We start from the raw sequence: 12178 nt of genomic DNA, 5'->3' as shown, positions 1-12178 counted from the left end.
GCCCTGGCCGTCCCCCAGGCGGGCCAGAGCGACCTGATCCTCCTGCGCCGCATCGGCCTCGTCGACCCACTCAGCCTCGACGACTACCGGGCCCACGGCGGCTACACGGCGCTCCGCCACGCCTTCGCACTCGGCCCCGCCGGAGTCATCCGGGAGGTCACCGACTCCGGCCTGGTGGGGCGCGGCGGCGCCGCGTTCCCCACGGGGCGCAAGTGGCAGGCCACAGCATCCCAGCCCGACCACCCCCACTACCTGGTCTGCAACGCGGACGAGTCCGAGCCGGGCACGTTCAAGGACCGGGTGGTCATGGAGGGAGACCCGTACGCGCTCGTCGAGGCGATGACGATCGCGGGGTACGCGACCGGCGCGCACAAGGGGTACCTCTACCTGCGCGGCGAGTACCCGCGCGCCCTCGACCGGCTCACCCACGCCATCGGGCAGGCACGGGCACGCGGACTGCTCGGCGACGACGTCCTCGGCCAGGGGTACGCCTTCGACATCGAGATCCGGCGCGGGGCGGGCGCGTACATCTGCGGTGAGGAGACCGCGCTGTTCAACTCCATCGAGGGCTACCGGGGCGAGCCTCGGTCCAAACCGCCCTTCCCGGTGGAGAAGGGGCTCTTCGGCAAGCCCACCGCCGAGAACAACGTCGAGACCCTCGTCAACGTCCTGCCCATCCTGACCATGGGCGCCCCGGCGTACGCGGCGATCGGCACGGGCAGGTCCACGGGCCCCAAGCTGTTCTGTGTGTCGGGCAGCGTGGACCGTCCCGGCATCTACGAGCTGCCGTTCGGCGCGACGCTGGGCGAGCTGCTGGAGCTGGCCGGGGTGCGGGAGCGGCTGCGGGCCGTGCTGCTGGGCGGCGCGGCCGGCGGCTTCGTACGGCCCGACGAGCTGGACATCCCGCTCACCTTCGAGGGCACGCGCGAGGCGGGCACCACGCTCGGCTCGGGTGTCGTGATGGCCTTCGACGACACCGTGCCGCTCCCCCGTCTGCTGCTCCGCATCGCCGAGTTCTTCCGTGACGAGTCGTGCGGCCAGTGCGTGCCGTGCCGGGTGGGCACCGTACGCCAGGAGGAGGCGCTGCACCGGATCGCCGAACGCACGGGAGCCGACGCGGCCGGCGACATCGCCCTGTTGCGCGAAGTGGGCCGTGCCATGCGGGACGCCTCGATCTGCGGTCTCGGTCAGACCGCGTGGAACGCCGTGGAATCCGCCATCGACCGTCTGGGGGCGTACGAATGACCGTGATACCGCTCGGAGTGCCGCGTCGCCTCCTGGAGTTCACCCTCGACGGCGAGCCCGTGCGCGCCCCCGAGGGATCGACGATCCTCGACGCCTGCCGGGCCGCCGGCAAGGACGTCCCGACCCTCTGCGAGGGCGACACCCTCACCCCCAAGAACGCCTGCCGGGTCTGCGTGGTCGAGGTCGAGGGGGCCAGGACGCTCGTTCCGGCCTGCTCCCGCAAGGCCGAGCCGGGCATGGAGGTCCGTACCGACACCGAGCGCGCCCGCCACAGCCGCAAGATCGTGCTCGAACTGCTCGCGTCGTCCGTCGACCTGTCGACGACTCCGCGGGTCTCCGAGTGGATCAAGGAGTACGAGGCGAAACCGGACCGTTTCGGCCCGGACGCGGCCCGCCTCAACGAGGAACCGAAGATCGACAACGCTCTCTACGTGCGCGACTACGACAAGTGCATCCTCTGCTACAAGTGCGTGGACGCGTGCGGCGACCAGTGGCAGAACACGTTCGCGATCTCCGTCGCCGGGCGTGGCTTCGACGCCCGGATCGCCGTCGAGCACGACGCGCCGCTCACCGACTCGGCCTGCGTGTACTGCGGGAACTGCATCGAGGTGTGCCCGACGGGCGCGCTCTCCTTCAAGTCGGAGTTCGACATGCGCGCCGCGGGTACGTGGGAGGAGTCCGCGCAGACGGAGACGACGACGGTGTGCGCGTACTGCGGAGTGGGCTGCAACCTCACCCTGCACGTGCAGGACAATGAGATCGTGAAGGTCACGTCACCGCACGACAACCCGGTGACCCACGGCAACCTGTGCATCAAGGGCCGCTTCGGCTACCAGCACGTACAGAACCGGGACTGATCGGGACAAGCGACGGACACGAGACGGCCACGGGACGGGACGCAGGACGGACATGGGACGAGTCACGGAACGACGCAAGGTGATCCGCATCCGGGACGGCGCGGTGTCCAGCCGCCCGGACACGCTCGTCGCCGAGGAGCCGCTGGAGATCCGGCTCAACGGCAAGCCCCTCGCGATCACGATGCGTACGCCGGGCGACGACTTCGCGCTGGCGGCGGGGTTCCTGGTGAGCGAGGGGGTGCTGGCGGAGCAGAAGGACCTGCAGAACATCGTGTACTGCGCGGGCGCCACGGTGGACGGTTCGAACACCTACAACATCGTGGACGTGAAGACCGCTCCGGGCGTCGTCATCCCGGACATCACGCTCGAACGCAACGTGTACACGACCTCGTCCTGCGGTCTGTGCGGCAAGGCGAGCCTCGACGCCGTCCGTACGACGGCGCGCTGGCCCATCGACGACACGCACGACGAGCACGGCGGTGACACTCCCCCGGTCCGTGTCGATCCCGAGCTGCTCGCGGAGCTCCCCGACCGGCTGCGCGCGGCCCAGCGGGTCTTCGACCGGACCGGGGGCCTGCACGCGGCGGCCCTGTTCAGTGAGGACGGCGAGCTCCTCGACATACGGGAGGACGTGGGCCGTCACAACGCGGTGGACAAGCTCGTGGGGCGTGCGTTGCAGAACGGCGCGCTCCCCCTGTCCCGCGCGATCCTGCTGGTGTCGGGCCGCGCCTCCTTCGAGCTCGCGCAGAAGGCCGTGATGGCGGGCATCCCCGTGCTGGCCGCGGTGTCGGCCCCGTCGTCACTGGCGGTCGACCTGGCCCTGGAGTCGGGCCTGACACTCGTCGGCTTCCTGCGGGGCGCCTCCATGAACGTGTACGCGGGCGAGGACCGTATCGCCCTGCGGGCCGCGGCCGCCCAGGGTTGACCGGCTCCCCGCGACACGGCGGCGGGGCCCCGGCAGGCGGGGAGCGCCCCCTGCGCCGCAGGGGCCCCGCCTCAGCTCACCACACCGCCGCCCCGGTGCGTCACGGCCTTGTGAAGTGCACGTCGCCCACCGTGACGACCGTGCCGAGCCTCGGGAAGTCCAGCCGGACCGACGCGTCGTGCTCTGCGGCAGTGAAGGCGGCCATCGCCTCCTCCACGAAGACGAGGTCGTAGCCGAGGTCGCCGGCGGCGCGGGCGGTGGACTCCACGCCGAGGTTGGTGGCGACGCCGCCGAAGACCAGGGTGGTGATGCCGCGCTCGCGCAGCCGCTCATCCAGGTCGGTGCCCTGGAAGCCGCCGATGGTCCGCTTCACGATCTCGAGGTCGCCGTCCCGGGCGAGGCCGGTGACCAGTCCGCTGCCCGGCGGCTGCTCGACGGCACCGGACCGCTCGACACGGATGAGCACGACGAGGGCGGCGGCGGTACGGAAGGTCCTCGCCAGTTCCTCTGCGGCGACGAGGACGTCGGTTCCCTTGCGGGGTTCCAGGGGCAGCCCCACGATGCGGTCCATCAGATCGACGAGCACGAGGGCCGTGCGCGACGGGTCCAGGGCGAGGCGGGGTTCGGTGTCCGGAGCGGTCATGACGGAACGTTAGCCCGCATCAGCCGTCCGTACCGGAAATCCGGGTCAACAAGCCCATGAACTGCTCGCGTTCCGCCATCGTCAGCGGGGCGAGGAGTTCGTCGTTCGCCGCCCGCGCCAGCCGTTCGCAGCGTTCGAGGAGCCGGGCGCCCTCGTCGGTGAGGGACACCGCGTTCTTGCGACGGTCGGTGGGGTCAGGGGCGCGCACGACCAGCTCCGCGGCCTGGAGGTCGTTCAGGATCCCGACCAGGTCCTTGGGGTCGAGCCGGACCCCGCGGCCCAGGTCGGCCTGGGCGACGGGGGCGAGGTCACGGACCGCGGAGAGCACCACGTGGTGCCACATCTTCATGCCCTCCGTCGCCAGCGCCTCGGCGACCAGGGCACGCCCCCGGGCGGCGGCACGACCGAGCAGCCAGCTGGGGAGGGAGCGGATCGCGGGGAGCGGGGCTTCGGCGGACATGGGCCCACTCTAACCAAAAACCGTTGGGGCTCCCCATGAATGCGTGATAGTCATGGGGAATCCCAACGACCTCTGGAGGTGTGCGATGCGTCGTGTCCGGTACGAACAGCCGGGCGGCCCACTGTTCCTGGAGGAGGTTCCCGTGCCGACCGCCGGGCCGGGCGACCTCCTCGTCCGCACGGAGGCGACCGGGGTGACGCTCCCCGTCGTACGCAAGGTCAAGGAAGCCGCCGAACCGTTTCCGCTCGGCGGCGAGATCGCCGGAGAGGTCGTCGCGGTGGGCGCGGGCGTCACCCGCTTCCGGGTCGGCGACCGCGTCACCGGGCTGTGCTTCGGACATGGCTACGCCGACTTCGCACTTCTGCATGAGGCGATGGCCACACCCGTGCCCGAGGACGCGAGCCCCGTCGACGCCGTCGCGCTCGTACGGAGCGGGCTGGTCGCGCTCGGCGCGCTGGACGCGGCACGCCCCGAGCCCGGCGAGTCGGTCCTCGTGACGGCGGCGGCCAGTGGAGTCGGTCATCTCGCGGTCCAGCTCGCACGCGTGCACGGGGCGGCCCGGATCGTCGGGGCCGTCTCGGACACGGCGAAGGCGGATTTCGTACGGGCCACGGGCGCCGACGACGTGGTGACGTACGAGGACCTCGGCACCCCCGTCGACTACGTGCTCGACGCGGTCGGCGGCGAGCTGCTCACCCCGGCCGTCGCCGCGCTCGCGCCGGGCGGCCGGCTCGTGGCGTACAGCTCGGGCGGCGGGACCGTCCAGGCGTACGACCTGCTGGTGGGCGCCAGGACCGTGACGGGTTTCCAGATGGCGCGGATCGCACGCGAGCGCCCGGAGCTGTACGAGCGGTGGCGGCGGGAGCTGTGGGAGCTGTTCCGGGAAGGGAGGCTGAGGCCCGCCGTGCACGGGACGTTCGCGTTGGAGGACGCGGCGAAGGCTCATGAGGTGATCGAGTCGCGGAGCAACCTCGGCAAGGTGGTGGTGCGACCCTGACCCTTCGTCACCGGCATGGCCGCGCACCCCTTGTGGGGCCCATGGGTGCGAAGTAGCGTCTGTGGCCCTGCACGTTGGACGTGGGATGTCCGATGTCCTGTTTGCCTCGACGCATGAAGGGCGGGCCGCACCATGCCGTCAAGTCACCGTGCACGACTCAGATCACTCGTCACCACCGTGCTCACCGCGGTGCTCGCCGTGGCCGCGTTACTCGTGGCACCGGGCCCGGCGGGCGCCGAACCGGCGACGGCGGCGGCGACGACCGACCCGGAACCCACGGCCGGGCAGTTCGACCAGCAGGTCCTCTTCAAGGCCGCACAGGATCCCGGCTACGCCTGCTTCCGGATCCCGGCGATCGTGAAGACCACGAAGGGCACGCTCCTGGCGTTCGCCGAGGGCCGCGTGCTCAACTGCGGGGACGCGGCCGACATCGACATCGTGGTCAAGCGTTCCACCGACGGCGGCCGCACCTGGGGCCCGCTCCGGGTCGTCACCGAGGGCGCCGGCGACACGCACGGCAACCCCGCGCCGATCGTGGACCGCGAGACCGGCCGCATCCTCCTCGCCGAGACGTACAACACGGGCCGCACGGACAGCGGGAGCTGCCAGATCCCCTGCGACCGCACCCCGCACCTGCAGTACAGCGACGACGACGGCCTGACCTGGTCCGAGCCGCGTGACCTGAGCGACGAGATCCTGCCGTCGCACTGGAACTCCTGGTACGCCACCGGGCCGGTGCACGGCATCCAGCTGACCCGCGGCAAGCACGCCGGCCGGCTCGTCTTCGGCGTCAACACCGAGACCTGGAACGGCACCCGCGTCAGCGCCAACCACGCCGCGCTCATCGTCAGTGACGACGGCGGCGAGCACTGGAGGATCGGCGCCACGGACTCGTGGCCGATCGCGGCCGACGGGACGTTCCGTCAGAAGCCCTCCGAGCTGACGATCACCGAGCGCCAGGACGGCTCGGTCTTCGTCAGCGGGCGCGAACAGGACGGGACCGACCTCGGCCATCGCACCCAGACCGTCAGCAGTGACGGCGGCGACACATTCGACTCCCCCTTCCGGACCCTCCCGGACTTCTACACACCGCAGGTGCAGGGATCCTCGCTCCGCCTCGGCGGCCGGCTGCTGATCGCCTGCCCCGGCGACCCGGACCGCCGCCGGACCATGATGATCCGCTCCTCCTACGACGGCGGGCGCACCTGGGACAGCGTGGATCGTGGGACCGTCGTGACGACGGACTGGTCCGGCTACTCCGACATGGTGGGGATCGGCGCGGACACCGTGGGGCTGATGTACGAGGGCGGTGCCGTCGACGCCCGCGACGAGATCCGCTTCGCCCGCTTCACCGAGGACTGGCTGCAGGCGCGCCGCGGCGCGGACCCGACCACGTCCGACAAGGCGCCCGGCGGGAAGTCCGCGCTGGTGCTCGGCGGAGCCCGCACGACTCAGGGCGTGGTCGGCGGAGCGATCGAGTTCGACGGCACCGACGACGCCGTACGCCTGCCATACAGCCCGCGGCTCCCGCTCGGGACGAAGGACTTCACCGCGTCCCTGTGGTTCCGCTACTCGGCCACGACGGGTGAACAGCCGCTGCTGTGGATGGGCGGTGTGGGGACGACCCAGCCGCAGGTGTGGCTGCGCGGCGAGCCGGCGTCGGACCGGATCCAGGGTCTGATCACCGTTCGGGACGGGGCTTCGGCGCCCAGGTCGGCATCCGTGCGCACGACCGGGGCGTACAACGACGGCCAGTGGCACCATCTCGCGCTGCGGCGGGGCGGTGGTCAGCTCACGTTGTTCATCGACGGGACGGCCGTCAGCACGGCGGACGTGGCCGGGTCGGTCAGCCGGAACTCGCCCTTCGGCATACACATAGGGCAGAAGCTGGACAGCCGGGCGTACTTCAGCGGGGCGATCGACGACGTACGCGTCTACGACCGGGCACTCGGTGACGACGAGCTGACCGGCCTGGGCGAGCAGGGCACGGCGAGCACGACGAACCGCGGCTCGATCGTGTGGCTGCCCATGGACCGGGTGGGCAAGGGCCACTAGCGTCCCGTTCGTGCCCGACGACGCACGAGCACGACGGCGGACGGGGACCGGCCTGGGGCTCCTCCTGGTGCTGGTCCTCGCGGCCGTGCTGCTCACCGCCCTCCCGGACGACCGGGAGGGCGGCGGCCGTTGCGCGGCCCGTACGGTGCGGTCCTGGAGCACGGACAGCGCGCTCACGGGCGAGTTCACGCGGTACGGGGACGACGGCGCGCGCACCGACGACTGGACCGGCGGCGACGGCACCCACTCGGTGCGGCTGCCGGGCGGGCGGGTGCTGTGGCTGTTCTCGGACACGTATCTCGGCCAGGTGCACGGGCCGCCCAACCCGGTGGGCGAGTCGGTCGCGTGGCGGGACGCCTCGACGCCTCTGGTGCGCAACTCGGCCGTGGTGATGTCGAGTTCGGGGCGGCTCCTGTCCACGCTCCCGGCACCCGTCTTCCCGGACCCGGCCCCGCAGCAGTGGCGCTGGCCGGTCGCGGCACGCGTCGAGCCCCGCTCCCCCGGCTCGTCGGAGAAGGTGGTGAGGGTCCTGTTGTGGACCCGTACGGCGGGTCGGGCGCCCTGGATCTACGGCGTGCCCACGGCCACCGAGGTCGCCACGCTCTCACTGCCCGACCTGCGGCTCGAGGGCGTCACGACGGTGCTGGACCAGCGGTCGGTCACCGACCCGGCCCGGCGGGTGCTGTTCGGGACGACGGCCGTCGACGCGGGCGACTGGACGTACGTCTTCGGCGGGAACGACGCGCAGGCCGCCTCGCACCCGGTGTCTCAGGCGTACGCCGCCCGGGTGCCGCGCGGCAGGCTGGGCGAGCCCGGTGCGTGGGAGTACTGGGACGGCGAGCGGTGGGCCGTGCGCGGCCGGCCGGAGCCGGTGCTCGGGGACGGGCGGCGCAGGGGTGTGGGCAGCGCCTTCACGGTGGTCCGCGACGGCCGTACGTATGTGCTGTTCACCATGGCCGCGGGCACCCGAGGGCTGACCACGATCACCTCGTACTGGTCCTGCTCGCCCACCGGGCCCTGGCACGGCCCCGCGAAGGGCTTCAGCCCGCCGCTGCCCGAGGGTGACGTGGCGGCGTACAACCCGCAGGCCCACCGGACGCTGAGCGGCGGCGGCAGCCGGCTCGTGCTCAGCTACGACGTCAACTGGCTGGACGCGAACGCCACGTCGGCGCAGCTGAACCTCAGCCGGAACGTGTCCCTGTACCGACCGCGCTTCGTATCGCTTCGTCTCGCTCCGGGGTGAGTTCCGGCTCCACCGGGTCGTGGGAGCGGCGCTTGGCGATGACCGCGCACACCATGAGCTGCATCTGGTGGAACAGCATCAGCGGCAGCACGGCGAGGGACGCCTGTGCGCCGAAGAGCACGCTCGCCATGGGCAGTCCGGAGGCGAGGGACTTCTTCGAGCCCGCGAACTGGATGGCGATCCGGTCCTCCCGGCTGAACCTGAGCGCCTTCCCGCCGTACCAGGTGAGCGTCAGCATCACGGCGAGCAGCACGGCCTCGACGACCAGCAGGCCCGCGAGCTGTACCGGGCTGACCTGGTGCCAGATGCCCCGCACCATGCCCTCGCTGAACGCCACGTAGACGACCAGGAGGATGGAGCCGCGGTCGACGAGGCCCAGGACCTTCTTGTGCCGGGTGACGAAGCCGCCGATCCAGCGCCGGGCCACCTGCCCGGCGACGAACGGCACCAGCAGTTGCAGCACGATCTCGACGAGCGAGTCCGTGGAGAACCCGCCCGCGCTGCTGCCCAGCAGACTCGCCGCCAGCAGCGGGGTGATGACGATGCCGGCGAGGGAGGAGAAGGAGCCCGCGCAGATCGCCGCGGGCACGTTGCCGCGCGCCATCGACGTGAACGCGATCGACGACTGGATGGTCGACGGCACGAGCGTGAGGAACAGGAAGCCGATGTAGAGGGAGTGCGTCAGGAACACCGGTTCGAGCGCGCGGGCGGCGAGGCCCAGCAGCGGGAAGATCACGAAGGTGCAGACGAGGACGGTGACGTGCAGCCGCCAGTGCTTCAGCCCGTCGAGTGCCTCACGGGTGGAGAGCCGGGCGCCGTAGAGGAAGAACAGGAAGGCGATCGCCGCGGTGGACGCGCCCGAGGCGACGTCGGCGGCCGTGCCCCGGGCCGGGAGGAGAGCCGCGATACCCACCGTCCCCAGCAACAGCAGGATGTACGGGTCGATCGGCAGCCAACTGGGCCACTGCAGGCGTTTCACGGTGCTCCACTTGCTCGGTTCTGTACTGCTTGCTTCTGATCATCTCGGGCCGGGATCGTGCCCTCTCCATCGTGCTCCTGAACACCGCGATCGGGAATCCGTCATACCACTCTGACTGTCATCACGTTTCACGATGACCGCGCTAGGCTGGTCGCCATGTACGACCCGTCCCATCTGCGCACCTTCCTCGCGGTGGCCCAGACGCTGAGCTTCACGCAGGCCGCGCGTCGGCTCGGGCTGCGCCAGTCCACGGTCAGCCAGCATGTGCGCCGTCTGGAGGACGCCACCGGGCGGCAGCTGTTCTCGCGGGACACCCACTCGGTGGAGCTGACGGAGGACGGCGAGGTGATGCTCGGTTTCGCTCGCCGGCTCCTGGAGGTGCACGAACAGGCGACGGCGTTCTTCACGGGCACCCGGCTGCGCGGGCGGCTGCGCTTCGGCGCGTCGGAGGACTTCGTGCTGACCCGGCTCCCGGAGATCCTGGAGCGGTTCCGCAGCGACCACCCCGAGGTGGACCTGGAACTGACGGTGGAGCTGTCGGGCACCCTCCACGAGCAGCTCGCCGCGGGCAAGCTCGACCTGGTGCTGGCCAAACGGCGCCCCGAGGATCCCCGCGGCGAACTCGTCTGGCACGACCGGCTGGTGTGGATCGGGGCGGAGCGGCTGCGCCTCGACCCCGACCGTCCGGTGCCGCTCATCGTGTACCCGCCGCCGGGGATCACCCGGGCGCTGGCCCTGGAGGCACTGGAGCGGGAGGGCCGTGCCTGGCGCATCGCGTGCACGAGCGGCAGCCTCAACGGGCTGATCGCGGCGGCCCGCGCGGGCCTCGGCGTGATGGCGCACTCGCACGGGCTGGTGCCCCCGGGCCTGGTCCGGGTGCCCGACCGGGCGGGCCTGCCCGAGCTGGGCGAGGTCGACTTCGTCGTCGTCCACGGGCGGCGGCACGGCGCGGCTCAGGGCGCCGCGGACGCGCTCGCGGCGTCGATCCTGTCCGGCGGGGACCGGCTGCACCGGGGGCGGCGGGGCTGACTCCCCGTATGGCTTCCCGTATGGCTTCCCGTATGGCTTCCCGTATGACTCCCTGCTGGCTCCCCGCTGGCTCCCCGCTGACTCTCCGTTGACCGGGTCTCAGCGCGGCTGCGGGTACGTGAGCTGTTTGACCCTGCGCAGGTAGGGCGTCGTCTCCACGTGCCGGACCCCGTCGAGCGGGCCGATCGTCCCGCTCAGGTAGGCGTACAGGTGCGCGGTGTCGCGGACCACCGCGGTCACGAAGATGTTGGAGGGACCGGCGGTCGCGGCGGCGTAGGCGACCTCGTCGTGGGTCGCGAGGGCCTCCCCGACGGCCTGCAGACGGGCGGGCTCGGCGGTGATCCACAGGGCCGCGGACCGGTGGTGGCCGACGATCTCCGTGTGGTACTCGACGTCGATGTAGACGGCTCCCGACGCGAGCAGGCCGGCGAGGTGTCGTTTCACGGCCGACTCCGAGCGGCCGGTGACCCGCTGGAGTTCCGGGTACGTGGCCCGGCCGTCGCGTTCCAGGGCCGCGACCAGGGGTTCGTCCTCCGGGTCGATGCGGGCGGGTCCCCCGGTGGCCACCGGGTCGGGGCGCAGTGCGGCGATCTCGTCGCCCGTGAGCACCCCGAACTTGCTCGCCCAGCCCGTCGGCCCGCCGAAGAAGCGGTGCAGGAACTGGTGGGCGCGGATCTCGACGATGCGCGGGGTGCGGGGCAGCTTGCCGAGCAGGAGGTCGTCGTGGTCGCCCGGGCTGCGCGGGCGGGTCATGCAGACGATCTCGGTGCCGCCCGAGGCGAGCCCGATCCAGTTGGTGTCCGGGCGCTTGGCGAGGGCCTCCGCGATGGGTTCGGCGCCGTCGGGGGCGCAGCGCAGCCGCAGCGTCCACTGGTCCTGGCCGAGGCGCTGGGCGTCCCGGACGGCGACGACCCGCAGCCCGGCCTCGGCACACAGCTTGCGGTAGCGGCGGGCGACGGTCTGGTCGGAGACGCCGAGGACCGCCGCGATCCGGCTGAAGGGGGCGCGGCCGTCCACCTCCAGGGCGGCGAGCAGGCGCAGGTCGAGCGCGTCGATGGTGTGGGATTCCAGCTTCATCGGAGCAGATCCTGTCGGATTCCGGCGGCTGTTCGCATACGGCCGGGCTGATCGTCCGGTACGGCCCATCGTACGCAGACGTGCACGGCCGAGTCAGCGGCCGCGCGTTCCGACTCGGGAAGGGATCCGAGGTCATGCGTACATGGGGACCGCTCACGGCTGTGTGCCTGGGCACGTTCATGTTGCTGCTGGACGTGACGATCGTGGTGGTCGCGCTGCCGGACATGGCGCGGGCGCTGGACGCCTCGCTCAGCGATCTGCAGTGGGTCGTCGACGGCTACGCGCTCGCGCTCGCCGCGCTGCTGCTGGGGGTCGGAGCCGCGGCCGACGTCCTGGGGCGGCGGCGGGTCCATGTGGCGGGCGTGGCGCTGTTCGCCGTCGCGTCACTGCTCTGCGGGCTGGCGTCCGGGCCGGGGACGCTGGTGGCGGCGCGGGCTCTGCAAGGGGTGGGCGCCGCCGCGATGTTCGCGACGACGCTGCCGTTGCTGGGCTCGGTCTACCAGGGGCGGCAGCGGTCGGTGGCGCTCGGGGTGTGGGGCGCGGTGAGCGGGGGCGCGGCGGCGGTCGGGCCCGTGCTCGGCGGGGTGCTGACCGACGGGCCCGGCTGGCGCTGGATCTTCTTCGTGAACCTTCCGGTGAGCGTGGCCGCGGTCTGGCTGACGCTGCGG

The 12178-nt window shown here is 71.9% G+C and carries 12 protein-coding genes; 8 read left to right on the top strand and 4 right to left on the bottom strand.

The window, feature by feature from the left end; genetic code table 11:
* From FNH08_RS30845 to fdhD, 3 genes are all read left to right on the top strand, one after another.
* Positions 1-1245 (top strand): complex I 51 kDa subunit family protein (locus FNH08_RS30845; protein WP_152774813.1); only part of this gene is annotated, 1245 nt, incomplete at its 5' end.
* A complete protein-coding gene (locus FNH08_RS30840; RefSeq protein WP_152774812.1) occupies positions 1242-2102 on the top strand; it encodes a 2Fe-2S iron-sulfur cluster-binding protein in 861 nt (286 codons plus the stop codon). The genes FNH08_RS30845 and FNH08_RS30840, both read left to right, overlap by 4 nt.
* Before the next feature lie 52 nt (positions 2103-2154).
* Positions 2155-3027 carry a formate dehydrogenase accessory sulfurtransferase FdhD gene (gene fdhD / locus FNH08_RS30835; RefSeq protein ID WP_152774811.1) on the top strand — a complete coding sequence of 291 codons (873 nt, stop codon included), beginning with the start codon at positions 2155-2157 and terminating at the stop codon, positions 3025-3027.
* Positions 3028-3127: 100 nt separating this feature from the next.
* On the opposite strand, the gene FNH08_RS30830 is transcribed toward fdhD, so the two are convergent.
* Positions 3128-3670 (bottom strand): isochorismatase family protein, encoded by a 543-nt coding sequence (locus tag FNH08_RS30830; RefSeq protein WP_152774810.1) that lies wholly within the window; start codon positions 3668-3670, stop codon positions 3128-3130.
* A 19-nt stretch (positions 3671-3689) separates the two neighbouring features.
* Entirely contained in the window at positions 3690-4130 is a 441-nt protein-coding gene (locus tag FNH08_RS30825) for a MarR family winged helix-turn-helix transcriptional regulator (RefSeq protein WP_152774809.1), read from the bottom strand.
* Positions 4131-4215: 85 nt separating this feature from the next.
* Between FNH08_RS30825 and FNH08_RS30820 the strand changes: the two genes are divergently transcribed.
* From FNH08_RS30820 to FNH08_RS30810, 3 genes are all read left to right on the top strand, one after another.
* Positions 4216-5127 carry a quinone oxidoreductase family protein gene (locus FNH08_RS30820; RefSeq protein WP_152774808.1) on the top strand — a complete coding sequence of 304 codons (912 nt, stop codon included), beginning with the start codon at positions 4216-4218 and terminating at the stop codon, positions 5125-5127.
* 132 nt (positions 5128-5259) lie between these two features.
* Positions 5260-7182 carry a sialidase family protein gene (locus FNH08_RS30815; RefSeq protein WP_152774807.1) on the top strand — a complete coding sequence of 641 codons (1923 nt, stop codon included), beginning with the start codon at positions 5260-5262 and terminating at the stop codon, positions 7180-7182.
* Between the two features lie 10 nt (positions 7183-7192).
* On the top strand, positions 7193-8425 hold the full coding sequence (locus FNH08_RS30810) for a hypothetical protein (protein WP_322725806.1): 1233 nt from the start codon (positions 7193-7195) through the stop codon (positions 8423-8425).
* Here FNH08_RS30810 and FNH08_RS30805 read toward each other — a convergent pair.
* Positions 8364-9404 (bottom strand): bile acid:sodium symporter family protein, encoded by a 1041-nt coding sequence (locus tag FNH08_RS30805; protein WP_322725805.1) that lies wholly within the window; start codon positions 9402-9404, stop codon positions 8364-8366. The two genes, FNH08_RS30810 and FNH08_RS30805, sit on opposite strands and share 62 nt — an antisense overlap.
* 156 nt (positions 9405-9560) lie before the next feature.
* Here FNH08_RS30805 and FNH08_RS30800 point away from each other — a divergent pair, with 156 nt between their 5' ends.
* On the top strand, positions 9561-10433 hold the full coding sequence (locus tag FNH08_RS30800; protein WP_152774806.1) for a LysR substrate-binding domain-containing protein: 873 nt from the start codon (positions 9561-9563) through the stop codon (positions 10431-10433).
* A 99-nt stretch (positions 10434-10532) separates the two neighbouring features.
* Here the strand turns inward: FNH08_RS30800 and FNH08_RS30795 are convergent, their stop codons facing one another.
* Positions 10533-11510: an Lrp/AsnC family transcriptional regulator gene (locus FNH08_RS30795; protein ID WP_152774805.1), complete on the bottom strand. Its 978-nt coding sequence runs from the start codon at positions 11508-11510 to the stop codon at positions 10533-10535.
* Between the two features lie 134 nt (positions 11511-11644).
* Here FNH08_RS30795 and FNH08_RS30790 point away from each other — a divergent pair.
* On the top strand, positions 11645-12178 hold a 534-nt coding region (locus tag FNH08_RS30790; protein WP_152774804.1), incomplete at its 3' end, for an MFS transporter.

It is taken from the genome of Streptomyces spongiae (assembly GCF_009377185.1).
Classification (GTDB): Bacteria; Actinomycetota; Actinomycetes; order Streptomycetales; family Streptomycetaceae; genus Streptomyces; species Streptomyces spongiae.
The sequence above is the reverse complement of the archived record's forward strand: the minus strand, read 5'-3'. Positions and strand labels throughout refer to the sequence as shown.